Raw genomic sequence first — 22,864 nt, 5'->3', positions numbered from 1 at the left:
AACGCGGCTATTTACTCCGCTTGCCGTACCCGTTTGATACGTTCTTTGGTGATTGGATGCGTAGACATATACGGTATCGGCTCCATGCCTTTACTTAGCTTGTCCATTTTTTCAAATGCTTGAGCAAAATTCTCAACGGCAATATTATTTTTTTTGAGCAGGGCGACAGCGTAATCATCGGCGTCGCGCTCAACATCACGTGAATATTTCAAATCCAGCAGCAAAGTAGGGACCCCCGCAATAACTGCAGAAACATCGCCAAATAGCAGGGTCGCGCCTGCCGCAATGACCGAGCTTTGAATTAAGCGACGGGTAAAGTGGTGCTCATGCAAATGACCGAGCTCATGGCTTAAGATGCTCATCAACTCGTCGTCATTGTCAAGTAATGTGACGATTTCATCGGTCAGGACAATTTGCCGGGAGGGTAGCGCGAACGCATTCGGGCCGATTTTGCTGCTTCTAAAAACCAATTCAACAGGAGAGCTGCTGTCTTGCGCCAAGCAGAGCTGCTGAAAGCGGGAATTGATTTTTTCTTGTTGTTCTAGGGGAAGTTTTGAAGCACTAAACGTTCTCGCATCTAAAAAACTAAGCGCCTCTTTTCCCATGGTTTGTTCTACGCTGTCAGGCAGGTTATTCGCAATGTATTTAGCGGCGCTGGGCAGTGCATACAGATACGTAAGTAGTAGTAGGACGATGGTAAACAGCGCGGCCGCAATAGTTGCACGCCAGTTTTGCTGCAACCTCACAACCCATGAGTCTTGATAGCCGGAGGCGCTTAACATTGCGTTAAATGCCTCGTGATCAAAGGTTTCCAGATAGGCTCCATCAGGAAAAGTCACGCGGCGTGCGGCATGGGTAGTGCGTTCAGATACCCGCAAATCTTGAATGGTAGCTTCGCGCACAATATCACCCGTAATACGGGCAATATTGTTTTCTACACTAAGGTGAACATGGTGTAAGCGCGACGTTTTTCCATCAAAATAGCGGGCAGAGATCACAAGATTCTAACTAAATAAATTTTACAAAACAGCTTAAAGGGACAGATCAAAATCCAGCATGTCGGCTACGCCATCACCCGTGGCAGAAATTTGTTCTTCCGTCGCGGTAATGAAATTATCGATACTGCCGTTCGGGATTAAAGTCATCGATTCAATCTTGTATTTCATATAGCGGACGTGCGCAAATGGGGCAAATAAACCCAGTGTGCAGATAACGCCGAGTATGTTGGTCAGGATAATAAATGTCATTTTTCCCCATTTTAGATCGGATTTAAATTGATGCTCTCCGAGCTTGGTGCTGTTCCAGATGAGGTTTTGGATCATGGTTAAAAATATCGGGTAGATAATAAATATCCAGGCGTACACCGCAAAGATGAAAAAGAAAATGGAAGACATTAACGCCGGGTTAATTCCTCCGTGCTGAGGCTGTTTGACGAGGGCCATAAAACCGGCACCAAAGAGTGATGTGATGACGACCATCCCCGCAGCGGATAAGACAAAGCCAATTAAATAAGTAAGGTAAAAATCGCCAACTTTGGCATTAAAAGAAAAATGTGTGGAGCCAAAACGGCTTTCGTTATGCTGAAATTTTTTAATCCGTTGATGGGTAAACGGCACTAGCAAATATAGCGTAAATAAACTCAAGATCGGCAAAGCTAAAAAGTATTTATAGGCTTGCTTTGCGCTACCCCGAAAGCCAAATCGCAACCCACGATAACTGGAGTTATATAGCCTAAATTGAAGGCTTTTCCAGAGTAGCCACGGCAAAATGGCTGCCATAACTACCAGCATGATTAAAAAATAGGTCGGTGAAGTTTTTAACGAGAGATTATATAAGGCAAAAATGGCGAAAGCTGCAATCCGGCCTTTTAAGATAGCGATCGCGTTACCGTGATAATCAAAACTACCTTCTGCCAGATGGGTATTCGAGTAAAAATAACGATTGCGCCGCACTTTTGCCCAAGCCGAGTAAATGCCCAGAGTCACAATCGACAGTAGTAAATTGACTATCCAGATGCGGAAGTATTCACTTCCGGTTGCGGTGAATGAAAATTTTTGCGGTGAGTCTTGATGGTGTTCAGTTACCTCTGGGGCCAATACATCATCAGCTAATGTCATTTTCATCTCCAAGTTTTGATGTTGCAGAAGATGACAGTATGGAAAGAAAATGTCAATTAAAAACGTTGCGTTATATTAACTTAAACATGTATCCATCAATTTTGTCGTATTACTCGCAGATTCAACTATGTTGCCAATCTTCACCATTTCTGTAGTGAAACATCAGCTAGCCATATTGAATATTGAAGAGCATAATCTGATGCATTTTAGTAATTAATTATGATGGGAAATTCTTAGGCCGTAGTTAAATATAAAGGAAATTCAAATGACAAATGCTCTTGCTTTAGTTGTTTACATGGCGATCGTTACCTGGCTGACATTGCTTATTGCTAGCATGATGCGGGCACGAGGCTGGACCCTGCCAGGAATCATACTGGCTTTGGGCAACCGGGAAAATATGCCGGAACCTTTGGCGGTTGCCGACCGTGCTGATCGCGCCGCGCGCAATACTCTGGAGAACTTCGTCCTGTTTGCCGCGCTGGTTCTGACCGCCCATGCAATGGGTGTGGTAGATCATCGGATAGAACTCGGTGCTGAGATATTTTTCTGGGCGCGATTAGCTTATATCCCAATTTACATTGCGGGAATCATCTATGTACGGACTGTGGTCTGGACGATCAGCATTATTGGCCTTGGTATGATCACTTCCACGCTGCTATAGAAACCGGCAGTAGAAAGGCCGTGTCGGATTATGGCACTGGTGACTGCGGTGGTAATTGCCGTAGGCGATCTAATTTTGTATAAACCTTTTTAATTTTTCATTTCTGATGCGACTCAAATTAATAGTTCTGGTTATTTTTTTTCCGTTATTTTCGTCATTGGTCGGTGCAAGTCAAACGCATAGCAATGAACCTAAGTCTTCTGCTCAGGCAAATGGTTTTGATCAAAACCCTCTTTTACCGAAGTGGTCACATCCACTTGCTGAAATTCCAGTTACGACGCGAACCGATCCAGTTGTTATCCGGCTGGCAGAGACACAAATTCAGTTAGGAGAATCTTCTGATGTGCTTGTGAATCGCGTTATTCAAGTAAATGATAGAAGTGCATTAGCCAGAATCGGTCAATATGGTATTGATTACTATCCGATTTATCAAAAACTGCACCTGCATCGAATTGCAATTATTCGAGGTGACAAAGTTCTGGATCGCTCTGCTTCGGTAAATATTCGTAATTTGCAAAGAGAATCAAATTTGGAGAGCGGAATGTATGGTGGAGCGACTACCGTACAACTACTCCTTGATGATGTACGCATTGGCGATTCGCTCTGGATAACATATTCACAGGAGGGGGATAATCCTGTGTTTGGAAATTCCTGGGCGAGTAATTTTGGCTGGGATTCAACTGATCCCATCGAGCTTAGGCGAATCACCTTATTGCATCCCGTGAAGCGGCCTTTGTACTGGAAGCAGCTTGGTGATTACCTGAAAACAGAAATAAAACCTGTTGTTGACGAGAAAAATGGAATAGAGCGCCTACGTTTTGAAGAACGAGGGATTGATGCTGTAGAAATGGAGCAATCAATACCAAGCAATTATTCTCCAACACGTTTTCTTGAATTCAGCGAGCATAAAAATTGGCATCAAGTTGCTTTATGGGCAGATGGATTGTTTCCAAAGGGAAAAGCAGGTCCTGAACTTTCAGCACTGATTGGTCAGTTTAAAAAAGAACCAACCGCTACCGAACGGGTTAGTGCTGCTCTTCAATGGGTGCAGAACGAGATCCGTTATTTTAGCGTTTCAATTGGCGAAAATTCACATCGACCTCAACCGCCAGATACGGTTATTAAACGTCGTTATGGCGACTGTAAAGATAAAACCTATTTGCTGGTGACCATTCTTTCACAAATGGGAATAGAGGCGCGCCCAGTTCTTCTTTCTGCACAAAGTCCGGAGTATCCGTTAAAAGTGCAGGCCGCTCCGATATGGTTTGATCATGTCATTGTTCAGCTGAAAATTGATAACCATATCTATTACGTCGACCCGACACGAACAGGAGAAAATTCACCGCTCGATAAACTGCCATCGGCAATGCCAGGCGCAGCCGGGCTGGTAGTTGATTCTTCTACCCAGCAATTAACGATCTTGCCAGTGGATACAGACATAGGGCCGATGTATGAGCACGTTGAAAATATCAACATTACTGATTTTTCCGGTGACGCAGAGCTTGAATTACACAAGTTATATCGTGGAGCCTATGCAGAATGGGCACGCGAGCATTACAAGAGTATTTCAGCATCTGAAGTAAGAAAAGAAATGCTTTCAATTTATGAAAAAAAATATCCCGGAGTATCTCTTACTGATTCCCCCGTTACTCATGACAATCCCCTTAAGAATAGATATGAAATCATTGGCCGCTATAAATTGCCTAATCCAGTCGTACACAAGAATGCGAGATTTACGATCGCCTACGACAGTCAAATATTAAATGGTGCACTACGTATTCCAGATAACATCGGCCGTAATTTCCCACTTTCACTTGGCCGGTCAAAATATGTTGCTCGCTATCAGCTTAATGTCGACTGGCCGGAACGCGTCCGCGCTATAGACACCCCCTCATTTACTGTTGTTGATAACGATTTTTTTCGGTTAGACGAGGACTATACAAATCGAGGAAATCGCTTAAGTTACCTAATGAATTTCGTTGTGAAAACAGATGTCGTGGAAGCAAAGGACGTTCCCGAACTTCATGCCCAAGCTAAATTACTTGAGCCATACGAAAATAGTGGATTCAGCATAAATGAGAGTGCACTTACTGATGTTGATTATAAAACTTTTTCTTTTCGTAACTATGATGCAAAACGGAACACCACAAATTTAATGAGCCGATTTGCAGAACTAAAGGATTCAAAAAAAGCTAAGGAATATACGGACTCTGATAAATGTCTGGTAGTGATTGATGCATTAAGGTTGGTTGATTATCTGACTACTGAGGACGTTAGAAAAACGCTTACTGAAATGGAGTCAAAAATTAGCGGAAAAATTGATGGCAAAGATGAGGTATGCATTTCGCAATATCTTTTTTCACAAGGCCGTTATAAGGAAGGTATTGAGCACTTCGGATTAGCCGGAACTATTGCTGATGACAGTATGTTAGTTCAGCAACTGGCTTGGGCTCGATTTTATGAAGGCGATGCCGAAGCTGCTCTGGTTGAAATGCAGCGGTTTTTGAATGCGCGTTTGAAGAAAAGTAATAATGCAACTAATTACTTTGATTTGGCGAATGAAATTGCCTTATATCAGCGCATTGGGAAACCACTGCCCGAGTCAACAATGCGCTTTGCAGTAGACTTCCCCGAGGGTCCTTGGCCCCGTCCGATACTGGCGATGCAAACGGGAATGATGAGTAACTCGGATCTAATTAAAATTGCTGATGCATTGCCAAAAGATACGCGTGAAATTGCCTTGAGTGAGGCATGGTTTTATATCGGACAAAAACATTTATCAACTAAAGATAATGTCGCAGCGGAAGCTGCATTCAGATGGCTAAATACGGGTGGAATACGTAGTTTGGATATTTATTTTCCGGCAAAGAATGAATATAAACGCCTGCAAATCAGCGACGCAGATTGTACGACTGGGATGAGTGCTTTTGACGTTAATAATTATCCAATGGCTATTGCGGCTTGGCAGCGCGGAGCTGAGGCTGGAAGGGCATGCTCACAACTCGAGATTGGACTTGCAAATTATTATGGAGAAGGTGTTAGCAAGGATTTTGATAAAGCCTTTAAATGGCTTGGTTTATCAGCGCAACAAAATAACCCAAGAGCAATAAGTATGCTGGGTCAAATGTACAAATATGGTGAAGGAGTGGCGCAGGATTCTAAGAAGTCGTTCGAATATTATTCGCTGGCTGCTGGTATGGGCAACCCCTACGCGCAGTTGAATCTTGGTGATTTTTATGATTCGGGAAACATAGTAGAAAGAGATTATTCCAAGTCGTTTAACTTGTATAGCTCGGCAGCTGAGCAAGGTGTCGCAAAAGCACAGCTTAATTTAAGTTATTACTTTCAAAATGGTACAGGTGTTCAACGGGATGCCCATTTGGCTTTTTTCTGGGGTTCGCGGGCGGTTGTTCAAAGCTACATTCCTGCGATACTTAATTTGGGATATATGTATGAAAAAGGTATTGGTATAGCGAAAAATAACGAAATTGCATTGCAATATTATCGCGTTGCCGCAGATAACGGCGATAGAATTGCCCAGCGTAATCTGGGGCTTATGTATGACAACGCGCGTGGTGTTAAAAAGAATAGCCAAGAGGCAGTAGTCTGGTACCGAAAGTCAGCCGAACAAGGTTTTGCATTAGCACAGTTTAATTTGGGATATGCCTATGATGTGGGGCGTGGAGTAAGTATTAATAAGTCTGAAGCCCAAAAATGGTATTTAAAGGCAGCCGAACAAGGGAATACGGACGCACTGTTTAGCTTGGGTTATAACTATCAATTTGGAGATGGTGTTAAGCAGGATTATATAGAGGCGATGAAATGGTTCCGAAAGGGGGTTGATAGTAATAGTGATAAATCAATGAACTCAATTGGCATAATGTATGCAAAAGGGCAGGGGGTGCCGATTGATCTGGTTGAGGCGATAAAATGGCATGAAAAAGCGGCCAAATTAGGAAATTTAGAGGCAATTAATACATTAGGTGTTTATTACAGAGACGGGGTTGGGGTTCAGCAGGACGAAAATAAGGCTATGAAATATTTTATGCGGGCTGCGAATTTGAGTAACCCTGATGCGCAATCAAATTTAGCTCAAGTGTATTTTGAAGGACAAGGAGTCGCGAAAGATAATTTCCAGGCTTATAAATGGTGGGTGATTTCTGCATCAATTGCGGAGGTAAACGATTATTCCTACCGGGCTTCCAGGGAAGGGATTGCCAAAGTTTCGAAATTGCTCACTTCGGAACAAATAGAAGCTGCTGAAAAAGAGGTGATTGAATGGTCGCGATCAAGTCCAAGCAATGATGGCTCTAAGTAGATTAATTAATGTTTATTGTTGGCTAAAAATAGGCCGTAACTGAATGTCAGCGATTTGCAAAATTCCTTGCAGTTTCTGATAAATGCTTACATTCGTCACTAAACGCTGCCTGATTTCAAGCAAACAAATATTCCCACAATGCGACAACCTGCTGCGCTTCCTCTGCAGCAATTTCGCTATCTATTTTTGCCTGATCAATACCCTGCAAACGAATCATGTGCTGCTGTTTACGCCAGTGGCGGTAAATATCGGCCACTGGCCGAGCATGTTCGGGTTGTATTAAACCGAGTTCACCGCAAGTAATGAGCAGTGCAATATTGCCGTAGTTAGCGCAAAGTTGCGGATAGTTATGGGCGTAGCGCAGCACTAGGTATTGCACCATAAATTCAATATCGATCATGCCGCCCGGGCTATGTTTCAAATCAAATTTATCCGGTTGAACAGGGTTTGCTTCACGCATTTTATTGCGCATAGTGAGCACTTCCTGTTTCAAGGTTTCCGGCTCGCGTGCCTGACATAAAATCTGTTGCCTTAAAGCGTCAAATTTTTCCACCAGTTCTACAGGGCCTGTACAGCAACGGGCGCGGGTTAATGCCTGATGCTCCCAAGCCCATGCTGATTGGGTTTGATAGCGCTCGAAAGCCTGAATAGATGAAACCATTAAGCCGCTGGCACCGTCCGGGCGTAGCGCAATATCAATATCAAACAACACCCCGGCCGGCGTGTGGCTAGTCATCCAGGTAATGAATCGTTGCACTAACTTGGCGTATTGCGCAGGTGCTTCTTGGTCTTGGTCGTCGTAGATAAATACTACATCTAAGTCAGATGCATAACCCAATTCTTTGCCACCTAATTTTCCATAAGCGACCACGGAAAATAACGGTGTTTCACGGTGCCGTTGGGTGACTGTGCGCCACACTGCCTTGATTGTGGCGGCAACCATAATGTCGGCCAGTTGTGAGAGTTGGTCAGCTAAGTGTTCAACTGTCAGCATGCCTTCCAAATCTTGTGCCAGCAGCCGGAACAGCTGCGAGTGATGCATTTCACGCAGGGTTTCTAGTTGGCGTTCGGTGTCGTCCGCATGGAGGTTTAATTGCTGATTTAATTCAGCTGCAAAAGCGACCCAGTCAGGCGCTTGGTGCAAGGTGGCGATGTCCAGCAGCTCATCTAATAAAATAGGGTGGCGAATTAAGTAACGTGCCGCCCAATCGCTGGAATGCATCATGCGGATTAAACGCTCTAATGAATGCGGGTATTCAATTAGGAGTGATAAGTAAGCCGTACGCCGAACAATCGCTTCCAATAAATTTAACAAGCGTTGCAGGGTTTCGGCATGTTGATCGGGTAGGGCTGCAATCATGACGACAGCACGATTGAGTAGCATCATGCACTTATTTTTACTGGCTTCAGAGATGGAACGTAGTCGCGGTGCCTGTAAGCTGCGGGTAATTATTTCTGCGCCATCGGCCGGATTTTGGAACGCTAATTTACTTAACAGATGTAGTAATACTTCCTGATTATCGCTGTCCGCTAAACTCATGCTGAAATTAGGCGCTTCAGGGTCTTTGCTCCCTGCTTTTGATTCTGTAGCGCCAAAAATAATATCGAATTGATGCGCAACAAAGGCGCGATGCTTGGCTAGTTCAACTGACAATTCAGCTAAATCGGTATAACCCATCATTTGCGCAATAATTTCACCGTCGGCCGGATTGGCCGGCATGCTGTGCGTTTGTGCGTCGTCCAGATATTGCAGGCGGTGTTCCAGATTGCGTAAAAAGGTATACGAAGCCAATAATTGCGCGACTATTTTGGGATCGATAATGCTTAAATTTGCCAATATAGCCAAGGTTTCCCGGGTAGAACGATTGCGTAACAACGGTTCGCGGCCACCGCGTATCAATTGGAATACCTGGGTTAAAAATTCAATTTCACGGATTCCACCGCGCCCTAGTTTGACGTTGTTGGCGCGATCTGGGTGACGTGTTTCATGGCGAATTACTTCGGCACGAATTTGGCTGTGCATGGCGCGCAGTGCGTCGATGACTGCAAAATCCAGATAGCGGCGATACACAAACGGCTGGACAATTTTTTTCAATGCGGCGATTTGACTGGGAAAACCGGTGATGGCACGCGCTTTAACCCAGGCATAACGTTCCCATTCGCGACCTTGAACCAATAAATATTCTTCCAGCATGCCAAAGCTGGCAACCAGCGGGCCGGATGCGCCGTTCGGGCGCAGTGCCATATCAACCCGGAAGGTAAAGCCGTCTTCACCGATTTCAGATAGGGCTGCGATCAGTTTTTTGCCTAAACGGCTGAAGAATTCATGGTTGGATAAGTTTTTTTGACCTGCCGCAGCTTTCGTTTCGCCATCTTCGGCGTAGGTAAAGATTAAATCGATATCGGACGAGATATTGAGCTCTGCACCACCTAATTTACCCATGCCCAGTACGATCAATTCTTGTATTTCGCCGCTGTCTTCTGCTACGGGAATGCCGTATTGCGCCTGCATTTCGAGCGTTAAGGCAGCCAAAGCAGTTTGCACTGCAAAGTCGGCAAAGCTACTCATGACGGTGACGACTTCGTTTAAGTCGGCTTTGCCGGTTAAATCCTTCTCTATTAGCGTACAAACAACTAAATTCCTCAATCGGCGTAGCGCATGTGGCAAACTTAGGCCGTTTGGATTGTTGGCCTGTCGAGGTAAATTAGTTTCTTTTTGTAAAAAGTGTGCAAAAGTAGCTGGCGTCAAGGATAATTCGGCTAACTCATTTATTTGCTCAGTCCGCGTGGGGCTGTTGTGCGCAGTGTTTGAGTTTGCATCTGCGTTCGCACCAGCTTGTGCCCAGCGAGAGAAAAATCGTGATGTATTTAATCGGTTTAATTGAGCGTATCGGGAAGTAGAATTCATTCTTTGATGTGTTGTGTGATGATAAACTAACATTAAAGCGATTTAGGACTTACGCAAAACTGTTCCAACGGCGTTGCACTTAATGTACTGCCAGTGAACCTTGCCAGAACAATTTTGCGTAAGCCCTACGATTAACCATTTTCATGCCTATTTGGAATTAATTATGCCATCTAAGCAACATTGTTCAATTACCGCTGTCGAGCTGATTGTACGCCGAGTTGGATTTTTTAGACAATGACTTCAGATCAACGTATTACCGAAATAACCCCGCATCCCTATGCCGATCGTTGGCATCTGTTTCAACGCGCCTATACCCGATTAAATCTCATTAGCCACCATATACTAGGCGCTTGCGTTAAGTTATTAGTGCTGCTTTATTTGCTATTTTGCGTGGTGTTTCTGGTGCTGCGCTATGCGCTTCTGCCTAATATAGGCAATTACAAAACAGAGATTGAACATCTGCTCGGCTCTTCGTTGGGGCGTACGGTCAGCATTGCTCAAATTTCTGCTTCATGGCAAGGCTTGCACCCACATTTGCAATTGCAACAAGTCGCCATTCATGATGAGCAGGGCCAGAATGCGTTAATGCTGCCTAGCGTGAATGCGACGATATCGTGGATGTCGGTGTTTGTAGCCGATGTGCGTTTATATAATTTAGAAATTAACCAACCTGAGTTAGAGCTTAAACGCAGCGCGGATGGCAAAATTTATATTGCGGGCTGGTGGTTAGACCCAGCTAAAAAAAGTGATGCCAGAGGATTAAACTGGCTCTTGTCACAGCGTGAAATCGTCATAAATAATGGTATTTTGCATTGGACCGATGAGCAGCGCGGCGCGCCGGTTTTGGCGCTGTCAAATGTAAATTTGGTGATGAAAAATCATTGGCAGCATCATCAATTCTCTTTTACCGCTAACCCACCGGCTAATTTGTCTGGCCCGCTGGATATACGGGCCGATTTTACTCACCATGCATTCAGCGAAAATATTTCTGATTATTTGCAATGGAAAGGTCAGGTTTATGCCGACTTTTCAAAAACCGATTTGGCAGCGTGGAAGAGTTATTTCGATTATCCCTTTGACCTTCAACAAGGGGTTGGCGCGGTACGTGCCTGGTTTACGTTTGACCGGGCTAAAATCGTTGATTTTACGGCGGATTTAAAACTCACCGATGTAAAAACCTGGTTGCGGAAAGACTTACAGACGCTGGACTTACTCAGTGTTTCCGGCCGTATTTCAGTGCAAGAATTATCTGCTCCTAAAAGTTTAAGCTCGGTCGGCACTTCCTTAATGTCTCCTTTTGCTGCCTCCGTTTCCGAATACATTCGTGATAATGGGCATCAAATTGCATTGACTAACTTTAGTTTTGAAACCCGTTCCGGCTTTCGTTTACCACCGACGACTTTCATTGAAAAATATATTCCCGCAAATAAAAGCAGCGCAGAACAACTTCAATTTTCAGCAAAATTTTTAGATTTGAAGGTGTTGGCAAATCTCATTGAACATTTTCCCATGCCGAAGGAATATGCAGCGATGCTGCAAAACTTCGAACCTGCCGGGCAGTTGTCCAATTTTTCAGTGAAACTTCAAGGTAAATTCCCAGCGCTGGAGCATTACCAAATCAGCGGTGAGTTTGCCAATTTAGCGATGAAGCCACAAGCGGCAAGACAGGCGCTGAACGACTCCTTAGCTTTTCCGGCAATTCCCGGTTTTACCAATTTAACCGGGCAGATTGATGCGGATGAAAAGAAGGGTTCAATTCAACTGGTGTCGACCAATTTGCAATTGCAATTGCCTGACTATTTTTCTGAACCTGAAATGCTGTTTGATCGCTTTGATATGCAGGCCAATTGGTTATTTCAAAAGGATAATCAGTTGCAGTTAAGTCTGGCAAAGCTGGATTTTACGCAGCAGGCGATGCAGGCGCATTTTTCTGGTACGCATATTATTCCCATCAATCCTAATAAAACCAAGCCGTTGGGCGTGCTGGATTTAACTGGGTCGATTTCACATTTTGATGTTCAAAAAATAAATAACTATTTGCCGCTAGCGACTCAGCCCGATTTGCATAAATGGCTGACGACGGGTTTATTGCAAGGCACTGTTGATGATGTCAGTGTTCGGATTCGTGGTGATTTGTCTGAATTTCCGTTTGTTAAAAAAGGACTTTTAGATCAAAATATTTTTAATGTTTCCGGCAAAATTGTCGATGGAAAAATCAATTATTTACCGGGCGTGCTTGGTAAAGACGGCACGCATCCGTTCTGGCCTATCTTAAGCAAAATTCAGGGAAAAATTGTCTTTGACCGGGAAAGCATGGAGATTAATGCCGAGTCAGGTGAAACCGATGAGATTCCCGTTTCTAAAGTAAAGGCTCGCATTGCCAACTTAATCGGCTCAAATCCGGTGCTGGAAATTGATGGTAATGCGGTTGGCCCAGTGCAAAATATGTTGCATTATTTAAGTGTTAGCCCGGTGCTGGAATGGATAGGTAATTTTACCCAAGACACCAAAGCGACGGGCAACGCAAAGTTAAAACTCAGGTTGGATTTGCCGCTAATGCACATCATGGACGCTAAAGTGGCCGGTGATGTTCAGCTTATGGCGAATGACATTGGTTTGCTGCGTGATATGCCACTGCTGAGTCAGGTGACTGGTCGCATAGATTTTAATGAGCGTGGATTAAGCTTAAATTCACTCAAAGGCGGTTTTTTAGGCGGCGCGGTAACGGTGGTGGGCGGCACGCAAAAAGATGGCGTTATTCGTGTCAAAGCTGAAGGTGTAGTCGCCGCAGACGGCGTGCGTAAAGCGTATCCGCAACCTCAGCTAAAGCATTTGCTGACCCGCATTGATGGCAATGCGCCCTACACGGCGATTATTCAAGTGAAGAACAAGCAGACTGAAATCTGGGTGGATTCAACTTTGCAAGGCATGGCTCTACATCTCCCTGTGCCAGTGAATAAGACGGCAGCAGATAATCTTCCTTTGCATTTTGAATTAATCGCGACACCGCTTGGCGCAAACAGTGGTGCGGTTTTACAAGACGAAATTAAACTCTCATTGGGCGGCATGGTTAATGCGCATTATGTGCGCCAGCAAGCGTCTGAAACCAGCCCTTGGAAAGTGATCAGCGGTGGTGTCGGTGTGAATGTTCCGGCGCCTACGCCAGATACTGGCTTATCTGCGCATCTGGAATTAGCAAGTTTGAATGTGGATGAATTGCAGGCTTTAATGCCGGATAAAGCGACTGGTTCGACGGCAAATAAAAGTGCCGATAGCGCATTGCCAGAATTTGATTTGTCCCCTTATTTAGAGCCGAACGTGCTGGCAGCACAAGCGGTAGAACTGACTTTGCTGGGTAAAAAATTAGATCATGTGATATTAGGCGCGTCGCGTGTGAATGGTATTTGGCAGGCGAATATTGATTCAAAACAGATTTCAGGCTACGTCACTTGGGATAACGCAGATCATGGCTTAGGCCATGTTACGGCGCGGTTAGGTTCGCTCATTATTCCTGAAGCTGCCGCCAATGATGTGGTTGATTTATTACAGAATAAAAATGTGCATACTGATATTCCGGGCCTTGATGTCATTGCTGAAAATGTAGAACTGTTCGGTAAAAAATTAGGACGCCTGGAATTGCAGGCTAAAAATGTCAGCAATCCCAATGACGTTAATGCCAACGAATGGCAAATTGATAAATTGAGTTTAATCAGCCCGGATGCAGAATTAAGCGCGCAAGGAAAATGGACCAATAGCGATCATAATCATCAGATAAAAAGCCAGACCGATCTCAACTACGAACTTACCTTGACGAACGCCGGTAAGTTGTTAGACCGGTTGGGCTATGCGCATGTGATTTCTGGCGGTAAGGGCAAGTTGACGGGTGAAGTAAGCTGGTCTGGTTCACCTTATTCGATGGATATACCTAGTCTTTCTGGAAAAATTAAATTAGATTTACAAGCAGGGCAGTTTTTAAAAGTAGAACCGGGTGCCGCTAAATTATTGGCAGTGTTGAATCTGCAAGCGTTGCCACGACGTTTATTGCTTGATTTCCGTGACGTGTTTTCAGATGGTTTTGCTTTTGACGGTATCACCGGCGATGCAGATATTGAAAAAGGCGTCGCTAAAACGGATAATTTTAAAATGCGCAGTGTTTCAGCGACCGTGTTATTAAGCGGTACAGCCAATATTGCGGGCGAAACCCAAGATTTGCATGTGGTGGTGGTGCCGGAAGTAAACGCTGGGGCAGCTTCCGTGGTGTATGGTTTAGCGGTGAATCCGGTCATTGGTTTAGGTACCTTCTTAGCGCAATTATTTTTACGCGAACCGTTGATGAAAGCATTTACGTTTGAATATCAAATTACCGGGCCGTGGAAAGAACCGAGTGTGGTGAAGTTGAAATAGTACGGTTTGATGCGTTCCCAAACTGAAACGAGAGCATAAAATGATGAAAATTGCCGCTATTCAAATGACCTCCGGCCCGCTTTTACATGACAACATCAACACAGCTACGCGCTTAATTGATGAAGCCGTTGCGGCGGGCGCCAAATTGGTGTTGTTGCCCGAATATTGGCCTGTCATGGGCATGCATGAGCAAGATAAAACCCGCTTGGCGCAGAGTCCAGATGCCGCTTTAATGACGGAATTTATGGCGGAACAAGCGCGCAGCCACGGCATTTACCTAATTGGCGGGACGATTCCTTGCCCCTCACCCGAAGTCGATAAAGTCTATAACAGCAGCCTGGTCTTTGATCCGCAAGGTCATCAAGTTGCCCGCTACGATAAAATTCATTTATTTGGCTTCACAAAAGGCGCAGAATCCTATCAAGAGTCATTGAGTATTCTGGCGGGTACGAAACCCGTTAGCGTTGAGGCTAAAGTTGGTGCCGATACATATAAAATTGGTTTGTCGATCTGTTATGATCTGCGCTTTCCAGAGCTGTACCGCGCGTTTGGCGCGTGTGATTTAATCGTTGTACCGGCAGCGTTTACGTACACTACCGGCTCAGTTCATTGGGAAGTATTGCTACGCGCCCGTGCCATTGAAAATCAATGCTATGTGCTCGCATCCGGTCAAGTTGGGCGTCATCCCAACGGTCGCCATACTTGGGGGCACAGCATGTTGATCGATCCTTGGGGTAAGATTGTGTCTGTTCTACCTGATTCTGAAGGCGTTGTTGCAGGCGAACTTGATACACAGCTTATTCAGGAAGTACGGCGTAATTTGCCGGCTTTGCAACATCGGATGTTGGCATAACTAAGCCTGATAATCCTGATAACCCTGACAACCTTGGCAATCCCCCGAATTTTTTTGGTGCTCGTTTTGTAATTATCGATTTACACGAGTATCCAGCCTGACATATAAGTATCTTTCTAACCAAAGCACGTAACAGATTATGGATATTATGAATTCTTCAAATAATTTAAGCTTAGCCCGCAGCATTTTACTGACTCCATTCGGGCTGGATGACGTCGCTTTGACTAGCACTTTAGCGAGTATGTTTTCTCATAAAGTCGACTACGCTGATTTGTATTTTCAATTTACCAAAAGCGAAAGTTGGAGTCTGGAAGAAGGCATTGTTAAAACCGGCAGTTTTAATATTGATCAAGGTGTCGGCGTGCGTGCTGTTTCTGGCGACAAAACGGCATTCTCCTATTCCGATGAAATTTCACTGGAAGCCTTAAAGGAAGCCGTTGCCGCAACCCGTACGATTGCGCGTTATGGACAGGGCAAAGTAAAAGTTGCCACCTCCATGCATGGTCACGTCGGCCATTCACTGTATTTTCCACATGATCCGTTAAGTTCATTAGACTCGACTGCCAAAGTACAGTTGTTAGAGAAAATTGAAAAAATGGCGCGCGCCAAAGATCCACGTGTTAAGCAAGTCATGGCAGGATTAGCCGGTGAGTATGACGTGGTACTAGTCGCACGTAGCGACGGTGTTATTGCCGGTGATGTGCGCCCTTTGGTGCGACTTTCTCTTACCGTAATAGCAGAACAAAATGGTCGTCGTGAAATGGGTTCCGCAGGTGGCGGTGGCCGTTATGACTACGCTTATTTTAGCGATGAAATGCTTGAAAAATATGTGGATGAAGCAGTTGCCGGTGCTCTGATTAACTTAGAAGCACGTCCAGCTCCGGCAGGTCCGATGACGGTGGTGTTAGGACCTGGATGGCCCGGTGTGTTATTGCATGAAGCAATTGGTCATGGTTTGGAAGGCGACTTTAACCGCAAAGGTTCCAGTGCTTTTTCAGGCCGCCTGGGCGAGCGTGTTGCTGCTGCTGGCGTTACTGTAGTTGATGACGGCACCTTGCGCGACCGTCGCGGTTCATTGAATATGGATGATGAAGGTAACCCGACGCAATGCACTACTTTAATTGAAAACGGTATTTTAAAAGGCTACATCCAGGACACCATGAACGCGCGCTTAATGAAAATGCCGGTTACCGGCAATGCGCGTCGTGAATCATTTGCACACTTGCCGATGCCACGCATGACCAACACTTATATGCTGGCTGGTGACAAAGATCCGGCTGAGATTTTAGCTTCGGTTAAAAACGGTTTATATGCAGTGAATTTTGGCGGTGGGCAAGTCGACATTACCAACGGCAAATTCGTCTTTTCTGCCAGCGAAGCCTACATGATCGAAGACGGTAAAGTGACTTATCCAGTTAAAGGCGCAACACTGATCGGTAACGGTCCAGATGTACTGCATCGGGTGAGCATGATCGGTAACGATTTGCGTCTGGATTCCGGTGTGGGTGTGTGCGGCAAAGAAGGGCAGAGCGTACCGGTTGGTGTTGGTCAGCCGACTTTGCGCTTGGATGGAATAACGGTGGGTGGTACGGCTTAACTGATTTTAACTGTAATAAGAAATGCTGAAAAAACGGTGTAATTTACACCGTTTTTTTATGAAAATAAGGAGATTTTATATACCTCCATATTTTTACGATACCGGCGGGCTATTAGCAATTGTTTGCTGGATATTTCTGTTTTGTACCAGCACTGTAACGCTATGGCAGATATGGCGAAACAGTACGTTGTTTAAACGGGAATTGCGCGGTTGAATTAGTGTGATGGGTTTGGCCTGCTGAATGGTTTCTAATCTGTGGTAATTCGTATTTTCATTGCGGCGTAGCGCTAACTTATTGGTTGCGCTACGTCGTAAACCCACGAAAATATGTGCTCATCTTTGTGGCTTTCAAAAAATTACTTAGTGCAGGGTAAGCACTTTGAATTGTTGATTACCATTATCGCTGCTAGCAATAACAGGTGACGGCACGGGGATATATACTTCACCGCTTGCTTCGCCATTTTGATCTAAATCTATCCTCATTTTCAACTGTCTATCCAAAGATATAAACGAGTTCGATGCGGTGGCAATGATGCGAAGTCTGGCTTGGTTATTCAATTGAGCAAACATCTCACTACTTCTGCTATACAAAGATAGTGTCATACCATTTGAAAGTTCATATGTACCTACAAAGTTATAAAACTCGTCGGGTAACATAGTATATTTTTGTGCACGTAACATCCCCTCTTTATCAGCGGTCATGGTAATAGTTTCTACGTTGGAAGTTTGCGCTAGAGAGGACAGCGATAGCGCGCTTAAGAATGAAAATACAAATAGCTTATTCATGATTTTCCTTTGATTTTCTCCCTACAATAACAAGAATTTCCATCTGCTTTTTTGAAGAGCAATATACTACCCTTGTGAGTATCACAGAAACATCAACTGCTCAGGAATTGGAGCTTGAAAGAAATAGTTCGTGTGCGATTTAACAGCATGCGCACAGGGTTCAATTTAAAGATTTATTCGTTGTTTGAATAATTGAAAATTTATATGAAGTAAAAAAATTAAAAGAAAAAATCTTGTGAGATTTCAGCTCGAATTTAATTGCGTTATAGAATTAATCATTCAATTCAACAGCTTGCAATTAAATTCGATTCAATTTTTTTATTTCTTTAAATAGTAGTTTGAAACACTGTCTTGCACAGTGATTGATGCGATTTTTTTCGTTAATAAAATACTAAAAAAATTTATTTAAACTTTCAAAATATAAAATGCAATTCCACATTATGGTTGTAAGCGACTGCGCAACCAAACACCATCGGCATTTTTCTCATACGCAATCCGGTCATGCAAGCGCGAGCTGCGGCCTTGCCAAAATTCCAGGTAATCCGGTACCAGGCGGTAGCCACCCCAATGCTCTGGGCGTGGTACTTGATCGCCATATTGGGCGGTAATTTTTTCTACCCGCTCATCAAGCAAAGCACGGTTGGCTATAACTTGACTTTGTTCTGAAGCCAGGGCACCGAGACGGCTGGCGAGTGGCCGGCTGTTGAAATAGGTGTCATTTTCCAGAGCGGTTACTTTTTCAACCCGCCCTTCAATGCGTACCTGGCGTTCTAGTTCTGACCAAAAAAACAGTAGCGCGGCATGGGGATTTGTCGCGAGCTCTTCTCCTTTGCGGCTGGTGTAATGGGTGTACCAGGTAATGCCGCGCTGATCCAATTCCTTGATTAAAACGATACGTGACGATGGGCGGCCTTGTTGATTCACCGTGGCTAAACTCATCGCATTGGGTTCGGCCACTTTTGCGTCTAAAGCTTCTTGAAACCAGATGGAGAATTGCTTGATCGGGTCGGCATCCACTTGCTCTTCAGATAGGCTGGCGCGTTGATAATCGGTGCGTATATTGGCTAATGTCATGATTTTGTCCTGATTGAATTTAAATCGTTAGTCGGCGTGCTTGCATCGCATTGCCTAATTGCTGCATTTGTTCGCTACTAAAAAGTCGCATTGCCATTGGCGCGATGTGCTGTTCTTCTTTGTCCATATGGGCTAAATAAAGTGTGCTCCATTGCTTGATTAGTTCTTCATTTAGTTGGGCGATAACGCCCTGTTGTATTACGTTTAACTGTGGCAGTAGTTCCTGCCAGATTGCATCCATTTGTTGATGTTCTTTTAAAATTTCAGGCAGTAATTGCTGTAATAAATTGGCATCATCGCCTTGTGCGCAGCCGGTTAACATCGGGATTAAATCGTGTTCTTCGTCCAGATGATGATTAGGTGCGCCTTGCGTAAAATAACGTATTACCGCAAATGCGGCTTGTTGTGCCTCAATATCTGCGCCGTTTTTTTGTAAATGTGCGGGTAATTTGGATAGTGTTGATAATTGTTTACGAATTCGGGTGTGGCAATGCTTCAAAACGGCTAAAGGCTGATCAAATCCCGGTGCGCTGTCAAATAAAGGTGTCATGGTTTTTTTTAAGAGTGGATGCTTGTCCGTTAAAATAGCGCACCTAATACACTTTACAAAGCACTAAATATGGAAGAAATGGATTTTGAGCGTCGTTTTGGCGGTATTGCTCGTTTATATGGCGCAGACGGATTGGCTAAGTTTAAAGCGGCGCATGTGTGCGTGGTGGGCGTTGGCGGTGTTGGGTCCTGGGTGGTGGAAGCGTTGGCGCGAAGTGCCATTGGCAAAATCACGTTAATTGATTTAGATAACGTGGCCGAATCGAATATTAACCGTCAAATTCAAGCCTTAACTAGTACCTTGGGGCAGGCCAAAGTGACTGCGTTGGCGGAACGGATTGCGCAAATCAATCCATCCTGCCAAGTGATTCAGGTGGAAGATTTTATTACCCCGGAAAATTTACCGGAAATGATTAAAGCGCCTCAGTTTGATTATGTCGTGGACGCCATTGATAGCGTAAAAGCAAAAACCGCGTTGCTGGCGTTTTGTCGGGCGGAAGCGATTCCTGTTGTGACGATAGGCGGAGCAGGTGGTCAAATTGATCCAAGCCGGATTGAGATACGTGACTTGTGCCGTACCGAGCAAGAGCCGCTGCTTTCTTTAGTCAGAAAACGTTTGCGGCAAAATTACGGCTTCCCACGCGGCACCAAGAATAAATTTGGAATTGATGCCGTGTTTTCGATGGAGCCGTTAAAATTTCCTGACGCTAGCTGCGCAGTGGATGATGTGGTTGACGCTGCTGCCACAGAAGATGGAATCACCGGTTTGAACTGTGCAGGTTTTGGCTCTGCAATGGTGGTGACCGCATCGTTTGGAATGCAGGCCACCGCTTTTGTGTTGCGTAAATTGGCGGGACTTTAACTATTTAATTACACTGTATATTCCACCAAGAAGGCCATTAGTTACGTTGTCGATGGCTCTGGATAGCCTACTGCGCATGCGCTCATTATTTCCTGAGCTTATCGAGCGAAAATGCGCCTCCACCGTATTGAGCGAACAGCAGCAGGCCGCCGATGATCGCGAGATTGTCCATGAATACAATCATGCTTTCTTGATCGTTTGGATGGAAATGAACAATGCTGCCGGCCAGTAATGCAAAGCCGGCCAATAGAAACGCGGCCAGGCGTGTCTGGAGCCCAAGCAATAAAGCCAAACCGCCACCGAATTCAACGACTATAACGAGCGGTAACAATGCGCCCGGTATGCCGAGAGATTGCATAAAACCTTGCGTGCCGGCATATTCGTTGATTTTTCCGAATCCTGACACCACAAATATCAAGGACATCAGGATGCGTGCTGCAAGATTGAAATACGGGTTCAGTTTGTGAAACAGGGTATTCATTGATTTCTCTCCAAAGCGTGGGGTGATGATCTGGCTGCATGAGTAGTGTGGGCAAGGCTAAATATGGCGAGTTCTATGTTTGTCATTGGCAAGTTGGCTATTATCGAATTGCGACTTTGATTGACCCTGATGCTGAAAAAATGTGTAAATCAATCGCCTCAGCTAACGCTTTGTGCCCGGCATCGTTAGGGTGCAGATGGTCGCCACTATCGTATGCTGGCCGAATTTTTTCAGGATGATCGGGGTCGCGCAGCACCTGATCAAAATCGGCTACCGCATCGAATGCATGCGCGCTACGTATCCATGTATTTACTTCCTGACGCTTTGCTTCTCCCGCGCTGGAATAATAGGGATGCTTGCCCGATCCAAAATGAACGCCAGAAAAAGGCGTCACCGTTGTACCGATTATTTTGATATTTTTTTCGTGCGCACGAGTAATTAACGTTTGCATGCCTTCGATAATTTGTTGGGACGATACTTTGGCCTTGGCTGTTCCCAGCAAACTTGCGGCGCCAATGTCGTTGAGGCCCATATCGAGAATAATCCAACGCACGCCGGGCATACTTAACGCATCGGGATCAAAACGATTCAGCGCACTTTGCCCCCTGAATGGATCTGCGGCGTCCTGCAGTATACGATTGCCAGCGATACCAGTATTGGCTACGGCAACCGATTTCAGCGCAGGATCTTTTTGCAGACGGGATGCCAGTACATCCGACCATCTGTTTCCGGCATCCATAGTTGATCCTACGCCGTCGGCAATTGAATCCCCAATCGCGACGATAACGCCCGCCGTGTCAGTGCCTGTAACCTCGACATTCGTTAGAAAATAATGGCTCTCATCCGTTTTGGCGGAAGCTAAACTGATCGCTGCCGTCATATCGCTGCCGCGTTTGATATAGGCAGTTTCCATGCCGACACCGTGGATCGTCGAGGGGCCGTTATTAGCCGGCAGATACAGGCTGATCGCCAATTCTTGCAGTGCCGTTACGGGCATGCTTATCGGATCACTTAATGCCGATTCGCCTTTTGCGATTTTTAGCGTGGATACTCCTTGGAAGGTCAATGGGTGATCACTACCAGCCTGAATTGCTGAACCGGTCGCATGCAAGGCGAGATGTGCCGATTCGATCGTGATTGGCCCGGTGCCAAATAAATTAGACAGGCGTATCCGTACATTCGATCCGCCAATACTGGTATGAACGACCTGGCGGATGGTCGCGCCGCGCAACGCTGGCCCTGCCTGGTCCGCTACAGCTGACCAAGTAACGACCCAGTGGTTGTCGGTGCTCGACCAGCAAAGTGTTATGGCCCCTATCAAACCGAACATCAGGCCAAACATCATAACAACGGCGCGGTGTATAAACGTAGAGCGATTCATGAGACAGTCCTTTTTAAAATAATTTATTTAAAAACAATCTGAAGCAGCGCCGCCCAAACTGGCGACGGATCTGTGGCCAAATAAAGTGCAAATACCTGCCCGGCAATGACACATGGCAGTGCGTAACGGAAGACGACATGTACTTTTCGCGACACGACAACATCGCGCAAAGCACCAAGCAGTATCAACAGATCAACACCTCCGTATGCCCAGGGTATGCCAGGGACCTCCGGAAACCGCGCTATCGCGGCACCCATCAAACAGCAGGTAGCGATCAACATAAGGCGCTTGTGGTATTCCGGTTTTTTTCGCCAATAGATGGCAAGCCAGAACGCGATCGTAAAAAGGATCATATCGTTCAGCGAAATGGCGAAAAATAGATGGCTGGTCGCTTCCTGCTGGCTGGTTATCGCCGTCGAGACACCGAGTACGGGAATAACACCGCCAAGGAATATGCCGAACCATCCCAAACGACGGTGGAGTGCGACGTTATTAGATCGAGCCAGTCCGGTTTGCACGATGAGTAGCACTACCCACGATGCAAATACGCTGGCATGTACATAGAAAATAGCTGGTGGCGGATTGATGGGATGAATCAGGCTGCCATCAACGGTATGACTAAAACCGTAGATGACGATTGCAGCAAGCAGCAGCGCCATGCGGAAATAGAAGAATTGATCAAACACGCGCCGCGTAATCATCATCATTTGTTCCTTCTTTTTAAGTTCAACATGACAGTGCCAAGTTCACGTAATGCGCGCATTCAGTGATGGCCGAAGTCTAAAGTAATAAAGATTTGGGAACAACGCAAGACGGCGCATAGTGGGTATGCGCGGATGGCATACCTGCGAGTTAGTAGTGAATTAGTGAGTA

General features: G+C 45.3%; 15 protein-coding genes. 6 read left to right on the top strand and 9 right to left on the bottom strand.

The features are described from left to right. Nucleotides 1-11 precede the first annotated feature (11 nt). Both S2091_RS00275 and S2091_RS00270 read right to left on the bottom strand, forming a co-directional pair. The gene (locus S2091_RS00275) at nt 12-998 is read right to left on the bottom strand and encodes a M48 family metallopeptidase (RefSeq protein ID WP_105529782.1); all 987 of its coding nucleotides are present in this window, start codon (nt 996-998) and stop codon (nt 12-14) included. Between the two features lie 33 nt (nt 999-1,031). Further along, nucleotides 1,032-2,117, bottom strand: coding sequence for a YjgN family protein (locus S2091_RS00270; RefSeq protein WP_165794867.1), 1,086 nt, complete (start codon nt 2,115-2,117; stop codon nt 1,032-1,034). Nucleotides 2,118-2,382: 265 nt separating this feature from the next. On the opposite strand from S2091_RS00270, the gene S2091_RS00265 reads away from it, so the two are divergent. After that, nucleotides 2,383-2,778: an MAPEG family protein gene (locus S2091_RS00265; RefSeq protein ID WP_105529780.1), complete on the top strand. Its 396-nt coding sequence runs from the start codon at nt 2,383-2,385 to the stop codon at nt 2,776-2,778. Nucleotides 2,779-2,884: 106 nt separating this feature from the next. Next, complete coding sequence (locus S2091_RS00260) at nt 2,885-7,096, top strand: DUF3857 domain-containing protein (protein WP_105529779.1); 4,212 nt, start codon at nt 2,885-2,887, stop codon at nt 7,094-7,096. 115 nt (nt 7,097-7,211) lie between these two features. On the opposite strand, the gene glnE is transcribed toward S2091_RS00260, so the two are convergent. Continuing rightward, entirely contained in the window at nt 7,212-10,004 is a 2,793-nt protein-coding gene (gene glnE / locus S2091_RS00255; RefSeq protein WP_105530160.1) for a bifunctional [glutamate--ammonia ligase]-adenylyl-L-tyrosine phosphorylase/[glutamate--ammonia-ligase] adenylyltransferase, read from the bottom strand. A gap of 234 nt (nt 10,005-10,238) precedes the next feature. Here glnE and S2091_RS00250 point away from each other — a divergent pair, with 234 nt between their 5' ends. The 3 genes from S2091_RS00250 (at nt 10,239) to tldD (ending at nt 16,858) form a co-directional block, all read left to right on the top strand. Next, nucleotides 10,239-14,408: a YhdP family protein gene (locus tag S2091_RS00250; protein ID WP_105529778.1), complete on the top strand. Its 4,170-nt coding sequence runs from the start codon at nt 10,239-10,241 to the stop codon at nt 14,406-14,408. A 40-nt stretch (nt 14,409-14,448) separates the two neighbouring features. Beyond that, nucleotides 14,449-15,261 carry a carbon-nitrogen hydrolase family protein gene (locus S2091_RS00245; RefSeq protein WP_105529777.1) on the top strand — a complete coding sequence of 271 codons (813 nt, stop codon included), beginning with the start codon at nt 14,449-14,451 and terminating at the stop codon, nt 15,259-15,261. 148 nt (nt 15,262-15,409) lie between these two features. After that, nucleotides 15,410-16,858, top strand: a complete 1,449-nt coding sequence (gene tldD, locus S2091_RS00240; RefSeq protein ID WP_105529776.1) for a metalloprotease TldD — start codon at nt 15,410-15,412, stop codon at nt 16,856-16,858. Between the two features lie 360 nt (nt 16,859-17,218). Here the strand turns inward: tldD and S2091_RS00230 are convergent, their stop codons facing one another. The 3 genes from S2091_RS00230 to S2091_RS00220 form a co-directional block, all read right to left on the bottom strand. Further along, a complete protein-coding gene (locus S2091_RS00230) occupies nt 17,219-17,644 on the bottom strand; it encodes a hypothetical protein (RefSeq protein WP_105529774.1) in 426 nt (141 codons plus the stop codon). 438 nt (nt 17,645-18,082) lie between these two features. Continuing rightward, the gene (pdxH, locus tag S2091_RS00225) at nt 18,083-18,718 is read right to left on the bottom strand and encodes a pyridoxamine 5'-phosphate oxidase (RefSeq protein ID WP_105529773.1); all 636 of its coding nucleotides are present in this window, start codon (nt 18,716-18,718) and stop codon (nt 18,083-18,085) included. 19 nt (nt 18,719-18,737) lie between these two features. After that, nucleotides 18,738-19,268 carry a hemerythrin domain-containing protein gene (locus S2091_RS00220; RefSeq protein WP_105529772.1) on the bottom strand — a complete coding sequence of 177 codons (531 nt, stop codon included), beginning with the start codon at nt 19,266-19,268 and terminating at the stop codon, nt 18,738-18,740. A gap of 69 nt (nt 19,269-19,337) precedes the next feature. On the opposite strand from S2091_RS00220, the gene tcdA reads away from it, so the two are divergent. Continuing rightward, the gene (tcdA, locus tag S2091_RS00215; RefSeq protein ID WP_105529771.1) at nt 19,338-20,129 is read left to right on the top strand and encodes a tRNA cyclic N6-threonylcarbamoyladenosine(37) synthase TcdA; all 792 of its coding nucleotides are present in this window, start codon (nt 19,338-19,340) and stop codon (nt 20,127-20,129) included. 85 nt (nt 20,130-20,214) lie between these two features. On the opposite strand, the gene S2091_RS00210 is transcribed toward tcdA, so the two are convergent. The 3 genes from S2091_RS00210 to S2091_RS00200 all read right to left on the bottom strand — a co-directional run bounded on the left by S2091_RS00210 (nt 20,215) and on the right by S2091_RS00200 (nt 22,698). Further along, entirely contained in the window at nt 20,215-20,610 is a 396-nt protein-coding gene (locus tag S2091_RS00210) for a DoxX family protein (protein ID WP_105529770.1), read from the bottom strand. A gap of 100 nt (nt 20,611-20,710) precedes the next feature. Further along, nucleotides 20,711-21,991 (bottom strand): SGNH/GDSL hydrolase family protein, encoded by a 1,281-nt coding sequence (locus S2091_RS00205; protein ID WP_105529769.1) that lies wholly within the window; start codon nt 21,989-21,991, stop codon nt 20,711-20,713. Between the two features lie 23 nt (nt 21,992-22,014). Further along, nucleotides 22,015-22,698, bottom strand: coding sequence for a hypothetical protein (locus S2091_RS00200; protein ID WP_133166835.1), 684 nt, complete (start codon nt 22,696-22,698; stop codon nt 22,015-22,017). Between the last annotated feature and the right edge of the window lie 166 nt (nt 22,699-22,864).

The organism is Solimicrobium silvestre, assembly GCF_002976435.1.
Classification (GTDB): Bacteria; Pseudomonadota; Gammaproteobacteria; order Burkholderiales; family Burkholderiaceae_D; genus Solimicrobium; species Solimicrobium silvestre.
Note: the sequence above shows the minus strand (reverse complement) of the source record. Positions and strands in the feature narration are given on the sequence as shown.

Excerpts from the sequence above, each read along its gene's own strand:
- S2091_RS00270 (WP_165794867.1), bottom strand. The coding sequence starts at position 2,117 with ATGACATTAGCTGATGATGTATTGGCCCCAGAGGTAACTGAACACCAT.
- S2091_RS00265 (WP_105529780.1), top strand. The coding sequence starts at position 2,383 with ATGACAAATGCTCTTGCTTTAGTTGTTTACATGGCGATCGTTACCTGG.
- S2091_RS00260 (WP_105529779.1), top strand. The coding sequence starts at position 2,885 with ATGCGACTCAAATTAATAGTTCTGGTTATTTTTTTTCCGTTATTTTCG.
- glnE (WP_105530160.1), bottom strand. The coding sequence starts at position 10,004 with ATGAATTCTACTTCCCGATACGCTCAATTAAACCGATTAAATACATCA.
- S2091_RS00250 (WP_105529778.1), top strand. The coding sequence starts at position 10,239 with ATGACTTCAGATCAACGTATTACCGAAATAACCCCGCATCCCTATGCC.
- S2091_RS00245 (WP_105529777.1), top strand. The coding sequence starts at position 14,449 with ATGATGAAAATTGCCGCTATTCAAATGACCTCCGGCCCGCTTTTACAT.
- tldD (WP_105529776.1), top strand. The coding sequence starts at position 15,410 with ATGAATTCTTCAAATAATTTAAGCTTAGCCCGCAGCATTTTACTGACT.
- S2091_RS00230 (WP_105529774.1), bottom strand. The coding sequence starts at position 17,644 with ATGAATAAGCTATTTGTATTTTCATTCTTAAGCGCGCTATCGCTGTCC.
- pdxH (WP_105529773.1), bottom strand. The coding sequence starts at position 18,718 with ATGACATTAGCCAATATACGCACCGATTATCAACGCGCCAGCCTATCT.
- S2091_RS00220 (WP_105529772.1), bottom strand. The coding sequence starts at position 19,268 with ATGACACCTTTATTTGACAGCGCACCGGGATTTGATCAGCCTTTAGCC.
- tcdA (WP_105529771.1), top strand. The coding sequence starts at position 19,338 with ATGGAAGAAATGGATTTTGAGCGTCGTTTTGGCGGTATTGCTCGTTTA.
- S2091_RS00210 (WP_105529770.1), bottom strand. The coding sequence starts at position 20,610 with ATGAATACCCTGTTTCACAAACTGAACCCGTATTTCAATCTTGCAGCA.
- S2091_RS00205 (WP_105529769.1), bottom strand. The coding sequence starts at position 21,991 with ATGAATCGCTCTACGTTTATACACCGCGCCGTTGTTATGATGTTTGGC.
- S2091_RS00200 (WP_133166835.1), bottom strand. The coding sequence starts at position 22,698 with ATGATGATGATTACGCGGCGCGTGTTTGATCAATTCTTCTATTTCCGC.